The sequence below is a fragment of the Enterococcus mundtii genome, from assembly GCF_002813755.1.
Classification (GTDB): domain Bacteria; phylum Bacillota; class Bacilli; order Lactobacillales; family Enterococcaceae; genus Enterococcus_B; species Enterococcus_B mundtii.
The window spans coordinates 1,547,242-1,571,017 of sequence record NZ_CP018061.1 but is presented as its reverse complement, the minus strand read 5'-3'; the positions used below and the strand labels follow the sequence as shown (position 1 = coordinate 1,571,017).

General features: G+C 37.5%; 19 protein-coding genes and 1 pseudogene. All 20 read left to right on the top strand.

Going from position 1 to position 23,776, the window contains the following annotated elements; genetic code table 11:
• Positions 1–9: 9 nt before the first annotated feature.
• A pseudogene (locus tag EM4838_RS07500) lies at positions 10–816 on the top strand (carbohydrate ABC transporter permease); the annotation flags it as partial.
• 357 nt (positions 817–1,173) lie between these two features.
• Positions 1,174–1,857, top strand: a complete 684-nt coding sequence (locus EM4838_RS07495) for a DUF1538 domain-containing protein (protein ID WP_071866303.1) — start codon at positions 1,174–1,176, stop codon at positions 1,855–1,857.
• The gene (locus EM4838_RS07490; RefSeq protein ID WP_071866304.1) at positions 1,854–2,627 is read left to right on the top strand and encodes a DUF1538 domain-containing protein; all 774 of its coding nucleotides are present in this window, start codon (positions 1,854–1,856) and stop codon (positions 2,625–2,627) included. The genes EM4838_RS07495 and EM4838_RS07490 overlap by 4 nt, the downstream gene beginning before the upstream one ends.
• Positions 2,624–2,998, top strand: a complete 375-nt coding sequence (locus tag EM4838_RS07485) for a P-II family nitrogen regulator (protein WP_019723997.1) — start codon at positions 2,624–2,626, stop codon at positions 2,996–2,998. The genes EM4838_RS07490 and EM4838_RS07485 overlap by 4 nt, the downstream gene beginning before the upstream one ends.
• 472 nt (positions 2,999–3,470) lie before the next feature.
• Positions 3,471–10,949 (top strand): QWxxN domain, encoded by a 7,479-nt coding sequence (locus EM4838_RS07480; protein ID WP_071866305.1) that lies wholly within the window; start codon positions 3,471–3,473, stop codon positions 10,947–10,949.
• Positions 10,950–11,158: 209 nt separating this feature from the next.
• Positions 11,159–11,830, top strand: a complete 672-nt coding sequence (locus EM4838_RS07475) for an LCP family protein (protein ID WP_071866306.1) — start codon at positions 11,159–11,161, stop codon at positions 11,828–11,830.
• Positions 11,831–11,896: 66 nt separating this feature from the next.
• A complete protein-coding gene (locus EM4838_RS07470; protein WP_233433775.1) occupies positions 11,897–12,319 on the top strand; it encodes a hypothetical protein in 423 nt (140 codons plus the stop codon).
• 54 nt (positions 12,320–12,373) lie between these two features.
• Positions 12,374–12,994, top strand: a complete 621-nt coding sequence (locus EM4838_RS07465) for an HAD-IA family hydrolase (RefSeq protein WP_179948061.1) — start codon at positions 12,374–12,376, stop codon at positions 12,992–12,994.
• A 52-nt stretch (positions 12,995–13,046) separates the two neighbouring features.
• On the top strand, positions 13,047–13,451 hold the full coding sequence (locus tag EM4838_RS07460) for a DUF1149 family protein (RefSeq protein ID WP_019724590.1): 405 nt from the start codon (positions 13,047–13,049) through the stop codon (positions 13,449–13,451).
• A 209-nt stretch (positions 13,452–13,660) separates the two neighbouring features.
• Positions 13,661–15,052: an L-cystine transporter gene (locus tag EM4838_RS07455; protein WP_019724480.1), complete on the top strand. Its 1,392-nt coding sequence runs from the start codon at positions 13,661–13,663 to the stop codon at positions 15,050–15,052.
• Positions 15,053–15,267: 215 nt separating this feature from the next.
• Positions 15,268–15,549, top strand: coding sequence for a TIGR04197 family type VII secretion effector (locus tag EM4838_RS07450; protein ID WP_100917256.1), 282 nt, complete (start codon positions 15,268–15,270; stop codon positions 15,547–15,549).
• Complete coding sequence (locus tag EM4838_RS07445; protein WP_071868111.1) at positions 15,549–15,896, top strand: DUF3958 family protein; 348 nt, start codon at positions 15,549–15,551, stop codon at positions 15,894–15,896. Before EM4838_RS07450 ends, EM4838_RS07445 begins: the two co-directional genes overlap by 1 nt.
• Complete coding sequence (locus EM4838_RS07440) at positions 15,893–17,293, top strand: LXG domain-containing protein (protein WP_169925658.1); 1,401 nt, start codon at positions 15,893–15,895, stop codon at positions 17,291–17,293. Before EM4838_RS07445 ends, EM4838_RS07440 begins: the two co-directional genes overlap by 4 nt.
• A 15-nt stretch (positions 17,294–17,308) precedes the next feature.
• Positions 17,309–17,707: a hypothetical protein gene (locus tag EM4838_RS07435; RefSeq protein ID WP_233433774.1), complete on the top strand. Its 399-nt coding sequence runs from the start codon at positions 17,309–17,311 to the stop codon at positions 17,705–17,707.
• Positions 17,708–17,814: 107 nt separating this feature from the next.
• On the top strand, positions 17,815–18,204 hold the full coding sequence (locus tag EM4838_RS07430) for a hypothetical protein (RefSeq protein ID WP_071867661.1): 390 nt from the start codon (positions 17,815–17,817) through the stop codon (positions 18,202–18,204).
• 182 nt (positions 18,205–18,386) lie between these two features.
• A complete protein-coding gene (locus EM4838_RS07425; RefSeq protein ID WP_019724568.1) occupies positions 18,387–18,758 on the top strand; it encodes a VOC family protein in 372 nt (123 codons plus the stop codon).
• 194 nt (positions 18,759–18,952) lie between these two features.
• Positions 18,953–19,891, top strand: a complete 939-nt coding sequence (gene trhO / locus EM4838_RS07420; RefSeq protein ID WP_071867662.1) for an oxygen-dependent tRNA uridine(34) hydroxylase TrhO — start codon at positions 18,953–18,955, stop codon at positions 19,889–19,891.
• Positions 19,892–20,082: 191 nt separating this feature from the next.
• Complete coding sequence (locus EM4838_RS07415) at positions 20,083–20,820, top strand: metallophosphoesterase family protein (protein WP_071867663.1); 738 nt, start codon at positions 20,083–20,085, stop codon at positions 20,818–20,820.
• A gap of 299 nt (positions 20,821–21,119) precedes the next feature.
• Positions 21,120–23,300 carry a Tex family protein gene (locus EM4838_RS07410; RefSeq protein ID WP_071867664.1) on the top strand — a complete coding sequence of 727 codons (2,181 nt, stop codon included), beginning with the start codon at positions 21,120–21,122 and terminating at the stop codon, positions 23,298–23,300.
• On the top strand, positions 23,297–23,764 hold the full coding sequence (locus EM4838_RS07405) for a SprT family protein (RefSeq protein ID WP_071867665.1): 468 nt from the start codon (positions 23,297–23,299) through the stop codon (positions 23,762–23,764). The genes EM4838_RS07410 and EM4838_RS07405 overlap by 4 nt, the downstream gene beginning before the upstream one ends.
• The last annotated feature ends 12 nt before the right edge of the window (positions 23,765–23,776 follow it).

Sequence of the window (23,776 nt, the reverse complement as noted above, 5' to 3'; positions counted from 1 at the left end):
TTACTCTTGAGCATTTTTAAATATACCTCTTTAGTCATCGTTTCCTTTATTTCAATTTTCCCGTTTGTTTGGATGATTTTAGGGATGACGAATACCGCAGTGGATATTAGTTCAGGTAAACTGATGATTGGTGAGAATTTAGTGATCAATTTCCAAAATCTCTTTTCGAATGACTTGAATTTTTCACGCTCTTTACTTAATTCTGCAATGATCGCTGTGGTTACAACGATTTTTGCTTTATTGATCTCCTCCATGGCAGGTTATGGTTTTGAGATCTATAAGAGTAAAAGAAAAGAAGTCGTCTTTAATATTTTGTTATTATCGATGATGGTCCCTTTTGCGGCATTGATGATCCCGCTGTATCGGATGTTTTCTCAATTGAATGGTACGATATTAGGAATCAATAGTTTTCTAGTTGTCATCTTACCTTCAGTAAGTACCGCCTTTTTGATTTTCTTTTTCCGTCAAAACGCGAAGTCCTTTCCTAAGGACCTTGTAGAGGCGGCACGTTTAGACGGTCTTAAAGAATTAAGTATTTTCTTTCGTGTCTATTTACCAACAGCTAAAAATACGTATGCCGCTGCGGCGATCATCACGTTTATGAGTAGTTGGAACAATTACCTCTGGCCTTTAGTGGCGTTACAATCTCCAGATAAACGAACAGTTCCATTAGTATTATCAGCCATGGGGGCATCCTATACACCAGACTATGGCATGATCATGAGTGGACTGGTGATTGCGACCTTACCAACTGCACTTGTGTTTTTCGTTTTACAAAAACAATTTGTTCAAGGGATGATTGGTTCTGTCAAATAGACAGAATTAAGCCTGAAATCTCATGTTCAGAAACTATCTTCTGAATAATCAAAAATGAGAAAAAAGGACCCCTTTAGACTTTCGATTTATGGATAACTTTCGTTATAAAATAAACTTCTTAAAAATAAGCGATAAAAGCCAAAAATAGTTTATCTATTTTTGGCTTTTATCGCTTATAGCAAGTAGTTGAGACTTTTTTTAAAAAAACAAAAAATAATGTTCGTTGATTTTTTTTGATGCTTTAGCTAGTTTGTTGCTGTTTTTTTTACAGTTTTTACATAAAAATGGTATCGCTTACGGTTTTTCCTCGTAAACTTACTTTTAATCAGGTAAACTAGAAGTAAAGGAGGAGGATACATGAGGAAAAATTTTAAAGAAGTAATCATTGCAATCATGCCTATGACGGTATTGATCGTTATCCTGACCTTTGTATTTGCACCATTAGATGTTGAAACCATGGGAAGATTCATCTTAGGAGCAATCATGATGATGGTTGGTATGAGTCTCTTTTTATTTGGTGCTGATTATTCGATGATGGAAGTTGGTGATTTGGTCGGTAAATATATGATCAAAAAGAAAAGTCTACCAATCATCATTAGTTTGGGTTTTCTGATTGGGATCGTGATCACGATTGCCGAACCCTCGGTGCAAGTATTGGGTCAACAAGTATTTGATATTTCGGATGGAGAGATTGGTCGAGTCTTATTGATCGGTATAGTCAGTGTTGGAACCGGCGTATTTTTAGCTTTTGCACTACTACGAGTCGTATTTAAACTATCTTATTATCGATTGATGGTGATCGGTTATCTTGCGGTACTTATCGCTTCCTTCTTTACAAGTAATGAATTTATGCCGATTGCTTTTGATGCAGGTGGAGTCACAACTGGCCCAGTGACTGTTCCGTTTATTCTAGCCTTGGCTGGTGGAATGACAAGTATGATCCGCCAAGGGAAAAATGAAAACGATAGCTTTGGAATGGTTGGTATTGCCTCACTTGGTCCTATCTTGGCTGTCATGATCCTGGGGGTGATCTTCCAATGAATTTTTTGGTCACTTTTTTTGCAGGTATTGGACAAGTTGGATATGAAGTCATCCTTGCGGTGGCACCGATCGTGGGCCTATTTGTACTAATGAACTTTCTTTCATTCAAATTGAGGAGAAAACGTTTTTTTGATATCATGAAAGGTTTTTTGATCACAACTATCGGATTAGTTTTATTTTTACATGGTGTAAATGTTGCTTATGTACCAGTAGGGCAACACCTGGGAAGTGCAATTGCTTCTTTAGCGAATAATCAGATCCTGATTCCTTTAGGGTTTGTTATGGGATTTTTAGTAGGTTTTGCAGAGCCAGCTATCCATGTGATGGTCAAACAAGTCGAAGAACTAAGTGAAGGTCGGATTCATGCAAAAGTAATGTTAGCAGTGATCTCGATTGGGATCGGTCTAGCAGTCGGTCTATCCATGTGGCGCTTATTAGCTGGTTTTTCTCTTTATTATTTCTTGGTTCCTGGATATGGCTTAGCTTTTGTTTTAGGTGCAAAAGTCGACAAGCTTTTTCTATCGATGGCTTTTGATAACGGCGGTGTCGCCACAGGACCGATGTGTTCTACCTTTATTTTGTCTATGAGTGTGGCAATCGCCACACAGATCGACGGTCGAGATCCAATTATTGATGGATTTGGCGTGGTGGCAATGATCGCATTGACACCGATACTATCAACATTAGTCTTAGGGTTCATTTATAAACAAAAAGACAAAAAAGATCAGAAAAACAAAGAAAAATTACAACAAATGGAGGAACAACAATGAATGATTTAGTCGCACTAAATCTCGAGATGATCGTCACGATCGTGGATGGTGGCATTGGGGAAGATGTGATCGATTACTCAAAGAAGGCTGGCGCATCAGGGGGGACGATTTTACATGGACGTGGTTCTGGCGTCCATGACACAGGAAAATTCTTAGGATTAGATATCTCACCGGAAAAGGATATCGTTCTGACATTAGTACCAGATAGTTTGACAAACGAAGTGATGGATGCGATAGGAAAAGGCATCAAGATCGATGTTCCGGGTAATGGTATTTGTTTTAGTATTGATATCGATAAAGTAATTGGTATTACGAAAATCCATCAATATCGCGAAGTTGTTGAAATGAAAGATTTATTAGAAGATAATTGAAACTCATCCAAATGCAAGTGGCTAAATTCGGAATAGCACTTACCTTGAAATATACCAAAATTTGATCATCTTGTTTTGACAATAAGTCGAAAAAAACAAAATAGACCTTGTGCTATTTTAAGTTTTTTACGGCTTTTTTTTTACCAAAAATGCTTGTCTATGTTGCTGGATCAGCATTTTTTAGGTTATAACTTAAAATTATAAATAAAGAAACTTCTGATTAGATAAACTTTTTTTCGATTTTTAATTGGAAAAAGGTGAGGTAGACTTCTTGTATTTACTTATAATTAGCCTTGAGACCGATTAAATATAGGATCGGTGGATGTATGTGCTACTAAAGTAGTTAAGTTGATCAAGAAAAATCGCTCGGATACTAAAACAATTGTAACAGTTTAAGTAATGGCTCTAAAGTGTGTGTATTATTTTTTGTGTAATGTAGAAAAAATAAAAATAAATTTAAGGAGTGAAAATAGTGACTAAAGACAGTTATTCCGAAGAGATTGGTAAATTGTACAATAGACGTCACGAGGATTTTAAACAGTTAAATGATCAAATGTGGCCGAATTATCGTACAAATCAAATGGGAAATACGCTTACGCCAAAAGGTCTAAGAAGTTTAACAGGTTACCTTTATATTTGCAATATCTTAGGTAACTTTCAAATAGTAGGGGAAGTCCCACTGACACGTCAGCAAGTGGGAAAGAAACAGTCAGCTGCTTTTAAAGAAGATACTCATTTAAAGGTTCGCCAAAAAGAAAAGAAATTCACGATGGATAGCCCCTCATCAAGTTCAAGTGTAGACCTCAAACGTTTCAGCTATCCAGACTTTCATGAAACAGCCAATCCCCTCATTGAGCAACTATCCTCAACTAATCCAATGATTTATCTAACGGCTAAAGCACATCAATGGAATCTCAACATGCAGCAGCTTGCCCAGCTATTCTCAAAACGCGCCAATTATACGATGAATAGAGAACTTTCTAATCAAAAGCAACCTGACTCCCAGAAGTCTTTCAATCATACTCAAAACCAGTTTAGCAAAATCCGCCAAGCAGCTGTTCTGAGAGCACAGCAATCAAATGAACAGCAAACCCTAACTCTCTCCCAAAATCACTTTGAGCCACGTACAGAAGAAACCGATTCCTCCTATTTTATAGCAAAAAATTCGGCTGAGAAATTAAAAAATGTATTTGAAGCCAATGTTAACTATCAGTTTAGATCAACTGACATCATTCCTTCAGGCAGTACCAGCAAGATAGTTTCGATCAATGAGGATTCGTTGATAGCAGCTTTTTGGAAAGATATGACCGATCAATTCACTATTTTTTTTAGCGTTCCTGAAAATGCAACCTTCACGGAACAAATGAAAGATTTAAACGGTATTTCAGTGCTCGATCTTTTTCTGGGGATGATGAATCGAGTATTTTACAGGAACGATGAGCAACAAATTCTATCAGATGATCAAGCCAAGAATGCAGAGTCAGTATCTGCATCACTCGTTGATTTCTTACCGGAATCTTTTCAAGGACTGTTTTTTTCAAAAAAAAGTTCGATCACACAGGTTAGAGAGGAAGGGATCTTCTCACAGCTTTGGAGTTTAACAAATAAACTATCAGATACTTTGGATGATTATATTGATAAATGGGATGTTCTGAAAGTAAAGGGAGTTGAAGCAGCTCCATGGTTTGATATTAGCCCATTGAATCCACGGTCTGATCATCGATTGGAATCTTCGTTGAAATCCTATGAGACTTTGCAAATGGAAACCTCTAATATTGTTTTTTTAGCTACTAAAAGATACATTCAAGTTAACTTGCCTGAGTACGAGTTGGGTGAAAAACAACTACCATTTTGGTTTAATTACGCTCTTTTTCAAGAACGGAATGAAACGGAAAAAATCAATACAGCGGTCAAAAAATATCTACGAGAGGAGGGTTCTGGCTGGTGGCTGGAAGACGATACCTCAATGCGTTATGTATTCACAAATCTACAAAAATTGGAAAATAGCGAAGTAGTTGAAAAAGTGATTGCTAGAAGAACACAGATTGCACATATCATTTTTGATACTTGTGGCCTCTCAACACACGGACTGACTGATGAGCGAGCAAATGCTATTTTCCTTCAATGGCGAAATAATAATATATTTAAAAATGTTCAATTTAAAATAATAAAAAAGATTATATGGACACCTTCAAATGTTCTGAGTAATGAAGAAAAAAACAAGCCTGTGAGTGAGACGACACCTGCCACAATTTCCTCTAAGAAAACAGACTTAGAGCGAATTGATGAACTTGTGACAGATCTCATGAATAATCGTAACCTTCTTGTAAACGACGGAGAGTTATTACCGATTTTTTATTACCAATATGATCTTTTTGAGCATAGGGAAAAAACTAGTAAGGTGAATCAACAATTGAAGAAACTCCTTGGAAAAAGTGGTATTACACCCTCTTCTGACAGTGGATTGGAACTGGTAAAGGCAATCGAAAAGTATAGCCAAGAAGATTGGGGCTCAAAGAAGTCATATAAATCAAGAAAAATACAGTATCTTGCTTATGTTATTTTGAAAGCTTATGGAGTGGGACAAAGCAGACTAGGAGATTCCCTATCAGCCAATCAGTTATTCGGAATTTTCATGCAGTGGAAAGCCAATACCTTACTTGAGAAAAATGAGTATAAGAAAATAGATCAGCAAACGATTTATTATAAGTTATCTCCATGGGAAGATTCTTTATTAGCCCGTAATCAAGAACAAAAAAGTGAAAGTAATCAAATCTATGATGATTTCATCAATGAGCGCTATGACTTGATATCTCATGAACATCCATTGATTCCCTTTGTCTATTATCCGCCACTTTTTGAAGTAAGGAATAACATAGTAAAAGCAGTTTATGATTTGAAAAAGATATTAGATGAAAAGGGAATCCCAACTCAGGGAGCGTCCCTGGCGGATGTATCAAAAGCGGTAGATCATTGGATTATTGCTGGAGAGACCTATAAAACAATAATTAAACGAGTAAAAAAAATAGCAAAAATCATTGTAAAAACGTATAAACTCGAGGAAAAAGATTTATCGATTGATAAAGCTGTTGCCATCTATCTTCAGTGGGGGAATAATAATGCGTATTATGGGTATACAATTGAAAAAGACAAAAGAAACTATGCCTATGAATGGAACAAAGGAAATAAAAGGGAAGAATTAGATAAGAAAATCATCACTTTTTTACGTGAGAATGAGATTGATTCCTCAAAACCAACGATTAGTGAACCATTGGCTTTTTCTTTACCTAATTTTACTATTGAACAATATGAGCTTATATGCAAAAATATGACCAATTTTTTATCAGAAAGAGGTTTTGCTAACGATCTAAGTAATAAAAATATCTTGGTGGAAAGTGCCGCTAAATGGGCATTAGTAGAAGGGTTAGAAATTGATACGATCGATTGGGGGAAATTGAAAGAATTAGTTCGGGTAATTCTAGGGGATGAAAAAGAGAGGGTGATCTCTAACGAAGAAGCCCAACAAATATTTGTCCAGTGGATGAAAGATACAATAGAAATGGATACTCCATCTTTGGAAGTGAAACCTAAAGATAATACTTTAGAGCAAAAACAATCTCAGTCTATGAGTAAAGCGATAGTTTCAAAATGGCAATCTGAAAATATCAAGAATCAAATTGAACTTTTTTTTCGACAAAAAGGATTGCTATCTGAACGACCCACGAAAGAAGACATTTTACTTGCAGTCGGAAAATGGTTTACGCAAGAAGGTGTTGGGACGGTGCTAATGCCAGAGAAAGTTCAGGCAGTTGCGAAAGTAATCCTTAATGAGTTGGATCTTTATGGAGGGAAGTCAGACGAGAAGATTTCAAATAAGGACGCTGAAGCAACAGTCATGAAGTGGGTATTTGAAACAGTTCTGGAAAAATCGGTGGAAACCTACATTGTCCAAAATATTATTTCCGCTCCTGATCCGGCAACGTTTACTATCGGCCGTCTAAGAAAGTTATTTGAGGTACACGAGCTAATTGAAGCTGGTCTGATCGAGCAACGACCTAAGAAGGAAGAACAAGAGACTATAACGAAACTATGGATCCTATTGACAAAAAAAATGCTCCCAAATTATTTCCTAGAAACAAGTCAGTTAGCTGATGAGCTTTTGATTTCTGACTATGAATCTTTGATGCAATTGATTGGTTCAAAATTTTTAGAAGATACAGGCTATCATTCGAATTTCAATAAAAATGAAACGAATACTTTAGGAATGTTTTTGTTTGATATTGCCACTCATCAAGGTATAGATAATTTAAATGAATTGAATTATTTTTTTGTGCCAGCCTTACTAGCTACAGCACAACTAGAGCCAGAGCGGTTAAATAAGGCGATGGAGTTAGGGATTCATAAAGAATTTGCATTAAGTAGTTTTATGAGTTATTACCAAAAAGGCTATTTCAATTATATGGAAAATCAAGAAGATGTTGAGCATCTGTATCAAGAGTATGAAGAGGCTTTTATAAACTGGCGTCGTAAAAAAGGCTTAGTGAATGAAGTGTTAGCAGAGTGTGAACGACTCGGGATAAGAGTGAGTTTATTTGGAGATCAAGTGTATCTTGATGGTGGAAACCCATGCCCCGGGCCATGGATCCCAAGAGATATAGAAAAATGGTACACCGAATTAACGAAAGAAGTAGCAGACAAGCACCGTGCATTAAATAAGAAGTTGATGGAGTATGCATTTCATTCACTCAATATAGAAGATTTCAATTTTATTATTTCTCCAAAGACACATATTTATGAAGCATTTACTCAATTGAAAAATGAAGTGCGCTATTATGCGCCTTCCGCACCAGGATCAATTCCTCCAGTATTTTTTGGGAATCGAGAAACTTGGCTGGATACAACTCTTAATTTAGAAAAGACGAATATTTTGGTAGCTGTCAACGAAAAAGAAGAACGGGTGTATGCCTTGAAAAACCTAGATAAAGAGGGAGGGTATGCCATCTATCGTGTAGATAAGGATCCTATGCTCTATCTTAAATATGGCTTGTTTGATAAAAAAAATGTCTGGGGAGGAGGATATTCGAAAGTCGGGGAAAAGATTCGAATTGGCAACAAGGACTACACTTTTTCTAGTCAAGTTGATCGAATGAATGCACTCACTTCTAAAGGGGATTTGAGAACAGTTATTGACAGGATTGCTCAGAAACATCGGGACCAGTTGTATCGCCAATTATATGATTCAGGAAATGATAAAACAGTTGCTAGTGCTGCCTGGGATGGTGTCAAGCATTTTATTCCATTTTATGATTGCATTGTTGGGATCAATAATCGAGATACGAAAGGAGCAGCTATTTCTTGCACAATCGACGTGGTGCTTTTACTACCTGTTTTGGGACAGGTCACTTCCCTTAATCTGAAATTCGGTTTATCCGTGGCAAAAGCAGCAATAGTGGGTGGTGCAGAAGGAATTGTTAAAAATAGTGTGCGGGCCCTTCCCAATATCGCCGAGATAGAGTCTCTAGTAATAGGTGCGATCCGTTATATTGATCCGGGAGTTGAGCTGGTCAAAGGGAGTAGTCAGTTAGTCCTCCAGAAGCTGATCAATATGAAAACACGCGCATTTATTCGAAAAGATATCAAACCACTACTGGTAAAGCTAAATAAAATAAAAAAACCGTCAGAACCATTATCGAAAGAGCTTATTTCCGCTCAGCTGAAAAAAAATGGTCCCAAGGTTTTCGTCAAACGGGTGAAAGCCCAACTATACATGCGAGTAACCAATTTGAAAACTAGAGATGTTTTTGGAGAATTCTATACGTTGCGAGGAGGACAATTAAGAGTGTTTGAAGGACAAGCCTCCTTTACCTCTGACCAACTTGATTTGATCAATCGTCTATCCAGTAAAGTGGATATCGATCAACAGTTTGTCGAGGAAAAGAATCTAAACGTCAAGTTTTATGGTGACGGAATGATTTTAACAGGAAAAAAAGAAGGAGAGCAAAGTAGCCGCTACATTGTAATGAAAAATAAAATTACGCCTATAAGAGTAACGGTCATCAAGGAGCAAGGCGTGCGTTATGATATCTGTGAAGGAGAACGGGTTTTTCCGGTGAACTACAACGGCATTGAATGGTATTTCGAACCAGCCACTTCGCGAACGCTCTCCGAAGAAGTATTACAAAAAGTAGGTAAAAATATCGATAAATTTCAATCATTGAAAGAGCCAAATACGCTTTCACCACCAGATGATTTGGGCTTGATGAGTTCAGAGACAGGTAGAACCTATATCAAGATTAATGAACGTTATGTACCATTAGTTTTATTCCATAAAGAGAAACAGCGCTATCATTTAGTTAAAAACGATATTCTTGAACCGATGACAGTCTTACGCTTAGATTTAGCAAATGATCAGTTCCGATTTGAAACAGAACTAGAAAAACGTGCCCTCAAATTTCAATCTTATGCACAACCCGCAGGTGGGAAAGACGATGTCTCAGATGACCAAATTCCTAGCACTTCAAAAGGCGCCGATTCACTTTTTGATCATCTAGCGTCATCTTCATCACAAGTATTCGTTGATAATCGGTATCCACCATATTTCCAGCTTCCAGATACACTACCTTATGCGAAGGAGTGGAATAAACTTCGCCAAGCAATACAACTTCCTGATGGGACAGATATAGTGGAGGATCCAAAAGTGATAGTACCAGTTTTATCGGAGTTTGTCCCAGAATTACCGCCTTATGTAATCAGTGATGAAGCTAAATTAAGAGAGAAAATTACTTCAGCAATTAAAGAGTATTTCCCCGAAGGTTCAAATCCGAATTATCGTGTATTTTCTGGTATCGATATCACTAAGGCACCAGAATCACTCAAACCATTTCTAAAACAATTTACTGCAGAGTTTAAAAATGCGCACGAAAATTTCCAGAAATTTATAGATAAGGAGAAGGAACTATCAAAAGAAAAGGCTCTTGCACCTACGACTGCGGGAGCTTACTTAATCGAAATGTTTAGACTAAGTGATGCGGAAAATCAAGAACAAATTTTAAAAGAAATTATGAAGCGCTTGTTATCAGTTGCAAAAAAAAGTACGCAGCTTCTTGAACAAACGGAGGATTTTAATTTTAAAAATATTTGGCTTGTTTCTACTGATTTATTGCGTGATGAGGTGACAAAAAATTACTACTCACAAATTAAAGGACGCATGGGTGCACATGCGTTTGTTATGCGGTTTGACCCTGAATGTCGAATTATTTTCATGCTTGATGGTTTTCATGTAAATCCAGCTACTAGACCAGGGATTCAAGCACAGCCAAGTTCCAAGGATACTCTTATGCACGAAGTGACCCATATTGTCGCGTCATCGGACGATTTGATAAGTTGTCCAAGTAGTCCGATAGGTTTCAGGAGTAGTGGAGAAGATCTTCGAAAGAGATACGAAGTAAATTTTCTGAAGCTAATTCATGGCGAAGGGTTTGATTCTTTTGTGGAGAATGTAAGTGAGATGTTAAATTTGCCGACTGTCACAAAACAAGCTGTCTTCAATGCTGTACTGACTGACAAGATGTTAAAAGCAAACCTTCAAATAACCGATGCTGAGATGCTGATGACTTGTATTCGTGATATTGGATTAGGACGAAACTTTTTTGAGCGAGCACCCGTAAAAAGAAGTCTAGCTGACCAACTAGGAAACGGCGACCTATTGTTTGCTCTTGCTGTGATTGAAGTAGTTAATGTGGAGAATTTAGTAACCGAGCATCAATTAGAAACTACCTTAGAAAACGCGGAAAAAACGACAGAAATTAACGTCTCACAGCATACACAGGCCCCTTCGGGAAATAGAAGTTTTTCAACCATTAAAAATATAGGTAAAACAAATAGTAATGATACGAATACAAGGCTTATGCACAAGCAAGAAATCAGAAAGCGCGCCGAATTGAATCTATAAGTTGATTGTCACCTTTAGATTCAGACTAGGTTACGGTTGATGAATCGCCCATAACATCAAATACATGAATAAAAAAACTAATATAGCCATAAAAAAGTTTTTTATATGCGCATAAAATTCAAAGAATAAGATTTTATGAAATCTCCTGCATATTTGCACACAAACCGTTGAAAATATGCTATTTTGTAATAGAAAAAAGGGGGAGAAGAATGAATTTTTTAGTTGTTTTAAAAGATACGATTCTCAAACGGTCGACATTCATCTATACGCAAATCGATGAACAAAAAACAGTCTTGCATTTTTCGCCGGAGTTTCATTTAGAAGGGTTGACGATTGGTGAAATTTACGAACAAGGTGGCATTCAAGCTGCCAAGCAATTTTTTGTTCAAGAACTTCAACTGCCATTGAATGACTATCTTGAAGTATCATTAAATGAGTGGGACAAAGCAATCTCAGAACTTTTCCCTCAAGGAATCAACGTAGAGTCAGGTACCACTGAAGTACATCTATCGGTGAAAGATCTACAACGTCAGATGCGTTACCAGATCGATGAAGAAGGCTCTCTTTCAATCTTTCAGCGGCAGCAAAAGATATTAAAAAGTTTTTTAAAACAAATCAGCCGAAAAAGAAATTTGTTTAAAACAACGCAGTTATTAAAAAAATATCCAGAATTATTACACACATCGATCCAGTTTCCACAATTGCTCTCGTTGATCCGTCGTTTTGTTCGCTTGAAGGAAATCCAATCTAAGAAGTTGACATTACCTTTACAAGATACCTTTCGAGTGGTAAAACGTGAAGATGAAAAAAAACTGATCGTGATCGATTTTATGCGGAACCGTCATGTGTTACAACAAATGACGATGGAAAAGGCCAACTAAGGCTTTTTCTTTTTGAATAAAAGAGAAATGGAGAAAAAAATGGGACCTATTTGGATACAACGTATAATGAAAGCTCAACAAAAATATCAACAAGTTATGAAAGGGAGATATGCGCGTCTTGATCCATTGAATCGTTTATTGTTAGTTTTAGGATTATTTTTCTTTGTCGTTAGATATTGGTTGCCTTTCAGTTTAGGCTATCTACTCTTCTTCTTTTTTATCGCTTTGACCATCGCTCGATTTAGTTCAAAGAAAATCTATGTTCGTTCAAACGAAAATCAAGCGTATTTACAAAAAACAGTGGCGATCAAAAGCTGGTTTACAAAAATAAAAAATAAACTGAAACGTCAACCTGAACAACAAGCTAGCGCTACCTACACGATTTTTTCATGTCCAACTTGTCAACTCAAGCAAAGAGCGCCGAAAGGCAAGGGTGAGATTCGAGTGACTTGTAAAAAGTGCGGCACGCAATTTACAAGAAAGGTATAAGAAAAAATACTAGTCAAATGTCTAGTGAAATGAGTAAAAAGGAGTAAAAGAATGATTAAAAATTACATTTGGGATTTTGATGGGACATTGTTCGATACGTATCCGGCGATGGTTGAAGGAGTATCTCAAGCATTACAAGATTTTGGTATCGAACGCCCAAAAAAGGAAATCTATCGTGTGATGAAGCAAGAATCGGTGAGAAAACTACGAGAAAGCTATCAATTAGAAGAAGTCTCCTTCAATCATTTGTTTCATCAATATGAAGAACAATATCAGGAATTCTCAGTACCGTTCAAAGAGACTGAAATGGTTTTACGCCGTTTAAAACAGAATGGAGCAAAACATTATATTTTAACACATCGTGTAACGGCTTCTACTTGGAAACTTTTAAAAGTCTTTGAGCTAGCAGATTTGATCGAAGAAGTGATTGGTATCGACCAAGGCTTTGCCAGAAAACCAGCACCTGATGCCATCAATCACTTGATCGATCAGTATCACTTAGACCCAGAAAAAACTATGATGGTAGGGGATCGAAGATTAGATATTGAAGCAGGGATCAATGCAAAGATCCACACTTGCCTATATGATATTGATCATTTCTTAGGTGAGATTCCTGCCGATCATATTGTGGCGAATCTAGCGGATATTTTAGCAATCGAAAAGAATGCAGAATAAGTATCCCCTTTCAACTTTAGTTATGCTATAATTTAAACAGAGGAGTGATAAAATGGAAATTAGAAGACAAAAAGAAGTAGTAGAAGCTTTTCATTATGATTTTTTAAAGCCTGATCAAGAGGTACAAACCGACTTAAAAGTAGGTTTTTCACCACTAAAAGAGACAATTGAAAACTATCCGAAAGAACATAGCATCGTTGGTGCCCGTTTAGAATTTCGTTTAGTATTTGATACATATGTGTTATCTGGAAGCGTTAGTCAAATCAACCACATCTTGAATCGTAAAGTCCAAGATCAAAACGATGTGACGCAAGAAGAGGTCGATGAATTAGTGGCACCACTTTTTGAGATGGTCAAACGTCTGGCCTATGAAGTAACAGAGATCGCCTTGGATGCACCAGGTGTGAAATTGAACTTCCAATCAGAAAAAGAAGAAAAAGCCAAAGAAGAAAATTAAGAAAAAAACACTAGTGATAGTTATTAGCTATCACTGGTGTTTTTTTCTATTACTAATTGTAAGCAAAAGTAAGGAAAAATTTCGGAAAATAGTCTAGAATGAATAAGTCACTGAAAAAAATATTTTCAGGAGAAGAGCTGAAGAGTTCTTCTCGGGAACCTTTACTTCCTTAGATGGACTTGTCATTACAAATTAAGAGGAGGATGAAAATGACAACACTCATCACAGTTTTAGTGGTTCTAGTTTTTGCGGCATTATTATATGTGTTTTATCGTATGCAAAAGCGCCATGCAAAATTTTCAACGCGGGTTTACACTGCGCTAGCTGCCGGTATCGTATTCGGGGGCGCGTTGCAACTGATTTTTGGAGTAGAAAACGAGGTTATTACGCAATCCATGGATTGGATCAGTATCGTTGGGAACGGCTACGTTAGTTTCTTACAAATGTTGATCATGCCTTTAGTCTTTGTTTCAATCGTTGCGGCTTTTACAAAAATGAAAGTATCAGAAAAATTAGGTAAAATCAGTGCAACGGTGCTGACCACTTTATTAGCAACAACGGCTATTTCCGCATTGATTGGGATCGGTGTGACGATCGCATTTGGTCTTCAAGGTGCTGAATTTACGCAAGGAGCAGCCGAAACTGCTCGTATTTCTGAGTTAGCGACACGACAAGAAACAGTGGAAGGACTAAGTATCCCACAACAAATCTTGTCATTTATTCCTAAAAATATTTTTGCAGACCTTGCCGGAACTCGTGCAACAAGTACGATTGCTGTCGTGATCTTTGCGGCATTTGTTGGGGTTGCTTACTTAGGAATCAAACGAAAAGCACCAAAAGAAGCATCATTCTTTGCTGATATGATCGATAGCTTGTATCGTATCGTGATGCGTATCGTGACGTTAGTCTTGCGTTTGACACCTTATGGCGTGTTCGCATTGATGACGAACGTGATGGCAACAAGTGATTTTGATGCCATTTTGAACTTAGGTAAATTTGTGTTAGCGTCTTATCTTGCATTGTTTGCAGTGATGATCGTTCATTTCTTGATTTTGATCGGTGTGAAAGTCAGCCCGATCGACTACTTGAAAAAAACATTTCCAGTACTAAGTTTTGCATTTACTTCACGTTCAAGTGCGGGTGCTTTGCCATTGAATATCGAAACACAAACAAAAGCACTCGGTGTGGATGAAGCCACAGCAAACTTTGCTGCCAGCTTTGGTTTATCGATCGGTCAAAATGGCTGTGCGGGTGTTTACCCAGCCATGCTAGCGACAATCGTTGCACCAGCAGCTGGAATGGATGTCTTTAGCATTCAATTCATCTTGCTACTAGTAGCCATCGTAACAATCAGCTCATTCGGAGTAGCTGGTGTCGGTGGTGGGGCAACCTTTGCCTCATTGATCGTATTAGGTTCAATGAACTTACCAGTAGCAATCGTTGGTTTAGTTATCTCCGTCGAACCATTGATCGACATGGCTCGTACAGCTGTCAACGTAAGTGGTAGTATGGTAGCAGGTATTGTTACAAGTGCACGTATCAATGATCTTGATCGAGATGTGATCAAAGATGAAGCAAAAGTCGTTGACGTGAATGCTTGATAAAAAAAGAAAAGTGAGAGCGAAATGCTCTCGCTTTTTTTACTCTGTAAATATATTCCGAAAAGTGAAAGTGTGGAATTTTCGATATAAAAATGTATAAAACAATAAGGTGACAAGACTTATCTAATACAATTCTCATCCAACGGAAGGTTATGTATTGTTATAATGAATATGTAAGCGTTCTATACCGTCTATATAAATCGAGGAGGAGATCTATGGTCACATTCAGCAGTAATTCTCAACAAGCCCAACAGTCCACTTCAAAAATTACCAGTGCCACCACATCGTTAAAACAAACATCACCGATTGAAGATGATACACGTACTACTCTTATTGGCAATCAAGACATTCAAAGTAGTCTTACATCCGTCAAAAACTCTGCCAGCCAAATCGCCTCAGCCATCTCAGGCGCTGCTAATCAATTGCAAACTGCTGCTCAAGGATTTTCTACACTAGACACTCAGTTAAGTCGAGATCTTTTTAAGGAGAGACGCTAATGAATCAATGGATAAATCTTGATACCGAGGAAACGTTGCTGCAAGCAAAAAGAGAAGAACAGGAAAAGAAAATGAAACAACTTGATGCCTGCCGTTCAGATTACCAGAATCACTTTAAAGAAATCGGAAACTTCTTATTTCGATTACAATTGTCTTACCAGAAATCGAATACCTTTACGTCCATCGAAACATTCACCTCGGAGTTTTCACATCAAAGTAGGCGATTGATGAATGGCTTTGATGAATGCCAACATTACGAAATGATCCAACAACAAAAAATCACGCAAAAGCTTGATGAGATTAGCTTTGAGAAAAGAAAAATTTTGTTGGAGGATCAAAACACATGAGTATCGATATGTATCTTTCGGATTCCTTAGCCCAAGCCACGAGCGCCAGTCACTTCTGCCAAAAACAAGTCACTGATTACCAAAATCTCCAACAAGCCATCACTCAATTCACTTTACAAACGCCCAATCTCCAAGGGAAAACCTACGACGCTGCGAAAGCCTATTTTTCTCAAATACTTTACCCACTCGTCCAAGGAGGAATTTTACTCTCCGAAGCGGTCGAAAAAGCAGCGAAACGATTTCCACAGGAATACATAAATCAAGTTGATTCTATCAGCTTGAAACAATCCGAATTAGAAGCGCAAATTCGTCAAATGAATCAATATATCACCCAAGCTGAAGGGATACGGCAACTGCTTCTTTCACCTTATATGCCAGAAGAACATCAAAGCTTTCAACTCAATCAGAATACGTTGTTACTCACGATGTATCATGACTTGAAACACAAGCTGGAAGAAAAACTCCAAAAACTCTTAGCTTACAACCAAAGCTCCGCGCAATTTTTTACAGAAATCAAAAGTCTCGAACAAGCAGTCAATCAAGGCCTTGCTCAAACGAAAACTGCTTGGAATAGTCAAACGAAGACATTCTCTATGCCGAAAGATTTGTCCTGGACAACTACGATCCAAGACAAATGGCAACAAGCAGAAAACGAGAAAAAAGGCATCGATCCAACTAAAAACAAAGAACTAGAAAAGTACAACGTCTATGCCCTCATTATTCACGATAGCGAGGGAAACCCACGTGTCTTTTGGAAAATCGAAGACAAGCAATCAGGCTATGGCATCGTGAACCCCGAGCTGTATCAATATGTCACGAAAGTAGGTCACTACTTAGAACCTGAACTGATCCAATTCATGACGTACGATACCTACCAAGAGAAAGTCAATGCAGCATGGCGTCAAGGCGTCAATTACGAAACTGGTGAAAAACTAGACCCACTCTTAGGCAGTCTCGTCTCTACCTCACAATACGTCAAAGACGGCTACACATGGATCAATGAATCTGAACTGGGTCAAGCCTTGATGGTCTTAGGCTTTACTTATGCGTCTTACAAAGTATTGACGACTACTGGTGTGAAGCAGGTGGAAAATGGTAAAATTGGAGAGGTAGTAGATGCTAGGCTGGATAACCTAAGTCCTAAAGAGATTAGTCAGATGTCATTAAATGAATTAAAGAATAGTATACCGAAAGGTTGGCAAATATTTGAACACAATGGTCGAGTTCATATCAAAGACGTACAAGGTAATTTTAAAATTCGGATTGACCCACCAGATAAAATTACCAAATATAAACATATGCATATTTTTGATGAAAATAAAAATTCATTGGATATGAAAGGAAATATTGTAGACAAAAAAAGTTCTGATGCGCATATTCCTTGGTCTGATAATTAATTTTGGAGGTAAATGATGAATATTGAATTATTACAAAATAAAATTGATAATACTGAATACTGGGATATGTCAATATTGGATATTCAAACTCAGTATTATGGTGATGAGGTATACATTTTTATAGAAAATAATGAAGAAAGTTGTTGGAAAATCTGTTTTTTATCTTGTTATAAAGTCAGTTATGAGACCGATTCAAATTGGCGAACAATCGATAATGTAAAAGAAATGCGAGGGGGGCAACTTGGATATGAAGGACAAGATATTTCCTTGAAAAAATATGAAGGGAATGAGAACTTTGTAGAATGTTCTCTTGATCTATCGATGATGACAATGAATATCGTTTGTAAAGAGATTCAGGTGGAAAAATTGAACATGGAAGAAAATCGATTCTTTTGGCAAGAAAAATCAAGTTGAAATAAATGTTTTGGTTTCTGACGAAAGTTAGAGAATCGAGAAGTAACGAATCAACCGATTTACCAACAAGAGCAATCCACGTAACTATTTAAACTAGGAGCATGCGCATGTATAAACTACTTTCCATAGAAGCATCAGTAGCTACACGGAATTTAGAGTTGGAAAATTTAGATACAGCTACAATTGATTTATGTTTTGATGATTCTGCTGTTACTAGTTTTAAAAATTTTGATTTTATGCAAATAAATGAAGTATATGATTGTAAAATTTTTCTTTTTGGTGGACAAGATGATAGTGGTGAAAAATTTCAATATATTAATGATGTTTCAATCGGCAGAACAGTTTTATCAGAAGTTGCAAACGAAAAAGGGGATGTGTACTATATCAATAAAATTTCTGCAAGTGAGTCCTTTAGTAAACAAAAAAAGTTAAGTTACAAATATACTCGAAAAGATCTTATCCAAGTGAAGACTATTATTCATGCAGCTTTCGAATAATGCTATATTAAAACATTTTTGACTGATTACTATCATATAGCATAGACTTGACTAGTAAAAGATAAGTTTACTTATAAAATGAAGGACATAAATCACTTTTCTCATCCGTACCTCTCCAACATAGATTTTCAGTACCAGCTATGCTAAACTAGCTAGGACGAAAAAAGTGGAGGAATGAATAGATGTTTACAAATGAAATGAAAATCATGTTATACGTAGATGATGTTGAAAAAAATGCAGATTTCTGGCAGCAGATCGGTTTTGTTGTGTTGGATCGTCAAGAAATGGATGGTACATTGATTATTGAGATTGCCCAATCAAAAGATGCGGGTACTGCGTTTGTTTTATATGATCGTGAATTTATCGAACAGCATTCACCAGGCACAGCTAGTGGGGCACCTTCTTTGATGTTTTATAGTGCGGACATTTTTGGTTTATACAAAAAGATGCAACAATTAGAAGTGACATTAGGTGATTTAGTCCATTTAGGTGAAGAATATGTATTCAACTTTGCAGATCCTGATGGGAATTACTTTGCTGTGACAGGAAAATAACTTACTTAGTAAGAATGAAGCAAGAACTCCGACTGAAATTTTAGTCGGTTTTTTTGTGTCTATGAATACATAAAATTACAATATTTATATTATGTAAACTATACTTGCGCAAAAATGCACAAGCAGAAAAATCGTCATTTCAGTTAGACTTCTTTATACTATTATGGAATGAATTGTAGGAAGGAAGTAACTAAATGGATTACCAAGTACTATTATATTATAAATATACAACGATCACTGATCCTGAACTTTTTGCGAAGGAGCATCTTGCTTTTTGTAAATCTTTGAATTTGAAAGGTCGTATCCTTGTCGCAGAAGAAGGAATCAACGGCACGGTTTCTGGAACGATCGCAGAAACTGAGGCATACATGGAAGCGATGTTGGCAGATGAACGTTTTGCTGACACATTTTTCAAAATTGATCCTAGCGAGGGTCATGCATTCAAAAAAATGTTTGTTCGTGCGCGTCCTGAACTAGTTTCACTAAAACTAGAAGATGACATTGATCCAAAAGAAATGACGGGCGCTTATTTATCGCCTAAAGAGTTTAAAGAAGCGATTCTTGATGAAGATACGGTTGTGATCGATGCACGAAATGACTATGAATATGATCTTGGGCATTTTAGAGGAGCGGTTCGCCCTGATATCCGTAGCTTTAGAGAACTACCACAATGGATTCGTGACCATAAAGAAGAGTTTATGGAAAAACGGGTCGTTACTTACTGTACAGGTGGCATCCGCTGTGAGAAATTCTCAGGGTGGTTAGTGAGAGAAGGATTTAAAGACGTCGGTCAATTGCATGGTGGTATTGCGACATATGGCAAAGATCCAGAAGTCCAAGGGGAACTATGGGATGGCAAAATGTATGTTTTTGATGAGCGTATCGCTGTCGACATCAATCATGTAGATAAGCAGATCGTAGGGAAAGACTGGTTTGATGGTACTCCTTGCGAACGTTATATCAACTGTGCAAATCCAGAGTGTAATCGTCAAATGTTAGCATCAGTGGAAAACGAAGAAAAACATTTAGGATCATGTTCAGTAGCATGTGCCAAACATCCGCATAATCGCTATGTCAAAGAAAGAAATCTAACAACAGAAGAAATCGATGCACATTTAGCAGCATTTGTATAATTTTTCTAACAATAAAAGCAGACGTAGCTAGTGTTTATAAAATAAAATGAGAGTCATGAAAGTTGTTCTTCAAATTTTCGTGGCTCTCATTTTAATCTGAAATCAGGAGATTTTTCCTTTAACTATTCGGAAATTGTTGCTACCTATGATAGTGGAATTACGATATAATCAAATGAAAAGGTGGTGGTATCATGAATAAACCATTTGTCTATGCAATCGGGGATGTCCATGGAAGTTATGATCTTTTTCAAAAGCTATTAACACATTATGATCTACATCTTCATCAATTAGTCTTGATTGGTGATTTGAATGATCGTGGACCAAAAACAAAAGATTGCTTATTACTAGGAATGAAGTTAGTGAAAGAAACTGGTGCGATCTACTTGCGAGGCAATCATGAAGAGTACTTCTTACAGTTTCTCCAAGAACCAGAAGACTGGTATCCGTCTTATTTACGAAACGGTGGAAGAGAAACAATGGAAAGTCTTTTGCATCCAGGTGCAGCAGAAGAATATTCACCAACTGAGATTGCCATGATGATTCGTTCAAGATATCGTGAATTGGTCGATTTTTTATGTAATTTGCCTTTATATTATGAATGGGAAAACTATCTTTTTGTCCATGCGGGTGTTGATCTAACTAAAAAAGATTGGCGTGATACTAGCCCTAGAGATTTTTTATGGATCAGAGAGCCTTTTCATGAGCATAAGAATCGGACGGGTAAGACGATCGTATTTGGTCATACGATCACGCCACTACTCCATGGAGATATGCAGACAACTGATTTATGGATACAAGATCAGAAAATCGGGATCGACGGTGGGGCTGTCTTTGGCGGATCAATGCATGGTGTCGTTTTTGATCCAATTGGAATCATCCAAGATATCGAGTATCAAAACAATCAAGGACCATGGCAACCACGTGATTGATCAAAAAAAGTTTTTGATAAAAGTGTCCAGTTGTGATTTATAAGCCGAGAAACCCGAAATTTGTTTTTCAAATTTTTGGGCTTTTTCGCTTAGTCCTGAAGGTCAGATTTTGGAACACCGATAATTCGTTTTAAAATTAAAAACAAAAATGAATTTTATTTTTGTTCTAGACACTGTTTAGTTACATTTAGAAATACCAGAATCTATGCTAAAATAAATCAGTATGATTTTTTGATTCTTGCTTTTTAATGAGTAAACCGTAGCAAGAATCGATTTCGACTTAGAAAAGAGGCTATTTAATGACAGACAAAGTAAATCCAACGATTCTAGATCTTGTAAAGAAAGAATTGGCAGATTATCAAGCAAAACAGTTGACGACTGTTTTAAATCTATTAGCAGAAGGAAATACGGTGCCTTTTATTGCTCGTTACCGTAAAGAAATGACCGGAAGCTTGGACGAAGTACAAATCCGTGAAATTGAAGAGCGCTATGCTTATTTAGAAAATTTAGAAAAGCGTAAAACCGAAGTCTTGCGTTTGATTGATGAACAAGGAAAATTAACTCCAGAATTACAACAAAGTATTACACAATCTGTAAAAATGCAACAAGTAGAGGATTTATATCGTCCGTACAAACAAAAACGAAGAACGAAAGCAACGATTGCGAAAGAAAAAGGGTTAGAACCTTTAGCCACTTGGTTATTGACCTTTACATCTGAGGATGTTTTGACTGAAGCAGCTAAATACGTCACTGAAGAAGTTCCGTCTCCTGAAGAAGCCTTGCTAGGTGCCCATGAAATCATTGCGGAGCAGGTAAGTGACAATGCAAAATTCAGAACATGGGTCCGTTCCTATACGTACAACAAGGGCCTGTATGAAAGTACGGTCAAGAACAAAGAGAATGATGAAAAAGGCGTATACGAAATGTATTATGATTTTTCTGAACCGATTCATAAAATCGTTTCTCATCGCATCTTAGCGACCAATCGTGGAGAAAAAGAAGAAGTATTGAAAGTCAATTTAACGGTTGATGAAGCTGCACTTTTAACTTACTTGGAAAGACAACTGATTCCTGATACAGCTTCGCCTTCTGCTAGTTATGTACGTTTGGCGATTCACGATAGTTACAAACGATTCATCCAACCTGCGATTGAGCGGGAGGTCCGTAATGAATTGACCGAAAAAGCGGATGAACAAGCCATCGCTATATTTGGTGAGAATCTGCGTAACTTGTTATTACAACCACCTTTAAAAGGGAAAGTTGTCTTAGGCTTTGACCCAGCTTATCGTACCGGTTGTAAATTAGCAGTGGTGGATGCGACAGGTAAGGTTTTAGCGATCGAAGTGATTTACCCGCATAAACCGGCAAATCAAGCAAAAAGAGCCGAAGCAGGCCCTGCATTTGTGAAATTGATTGATCAGTACCATGTGGATATGGTTGCGATCGGTAATGGAACGGCGAGCCGTGAATCGGAGTTATTTGTGGCAGAACAGTTGAAGTTAGCCAAACATCAAGCGTTTTATGCCATCGTCAATGAAGCCGGAGCTTCTGTCTATTCTGCAAGTGATATTGCCCGTAAAGAATTTCCTGAGTTACAAGTCGAAGAACGGAGTGCAGTGTCGATTGCACGAAGACTACAAGACCCGTTGGCTGAACTAGTGAAAATCGATCCGAAGGCTGTTGGCGTTGGACAATATCAACATGATGTTTCACAAAAAAGATTAGCAGAACAGTTGGATTTTGTTGTTGAAACGGCAGTGAACCAAGTAGGAGTCGATGTCAATACAGCGAGTCCTCAGTTGTTGCAACATATTTCTGGTCTAAATAAGACGACTGCTCAAAACATCGTGACGTATCGAGAAGAAAATGGTGCATTTGCTTCTCGAACGCAATTGAAGAAGGTCCCACGTTTAGGGCCAAAAGCGTATGAACAAGCGATCGGTTTCCTGCGTGTGCCTGGTGGGAAACATGTACTTGATAATACTGCGATCCATCCAGAGAGTTATGCAGTAGCAAAAGAGATCTTACAGGCTAACCAATTATCTGAAAAAGACTTAGGAACAAAAGAAGCAATCGAAAAATTAAGTCAACTTTCTCCGCAACGTTTGGTGCAACAAGTGCCAGTAGGTGAAGAAACATTGAAAGATATTCTTGAAGGGTTGACCCAACCAGGACGAGACATGCGAGATGAAATGCCTGCGCCACTTTTGCGTTCAGATGTATTGAGTATGGAAGACTTGAAACCTGGCATGGAATTAAAAGGAACAGTCCGAAACGTGATCGATTTTGGGGCATTCGTCGATATTGGGGTGAAACAAGATGGTTTAGTCCATATCTCTAAATTAAGCAATAAATTCGTCAAACATCCAACTGACGTTGTTTCCGTTGGGGATGTCGTCACTGTTTGGATCGAACAAGTGGATACGAACAAAGGGCGCATCAGTCTGACGATGCTTTCGCCTTACGAGGATCAAGCGTGACACAAGAAGAATTACAACAGTTAGTCGAAGAGATTTCTTTGACAAGCTTCCAGCGTCCGTTCATGCACCAAGCAATGTTCAATAAGCGTTTGAAAACAACAGGTGGTAGGTATCATTTGAATGACCACCATTTGGATTTTAATCCGACGATGTTTGCAGTAGCCGATCAAGCTACGATCATCGGGATCATCAAACATGAGCTGTGTCATTATCATCTTCACTTGACTGGAAAAGGCTATCGTCATCGTGACTCAGATTTCAAACATTTATTGTTAAAGACGGGTGGGTTACGTTATGCACCTGCCATTCCTTCAAATAGAAGGCAAAAAATCGAAGGATATCAATGCCAAAAGTGTGCTGAATGGATTTATCGTAAAAGGAAAATCAATACAGATCGCTATTTGTGTGGGCGTTGTAGAGGACGATTGGTATGGAAAGAAACCACGTACTTGGATGTTGAATAATTGTATGAGGAG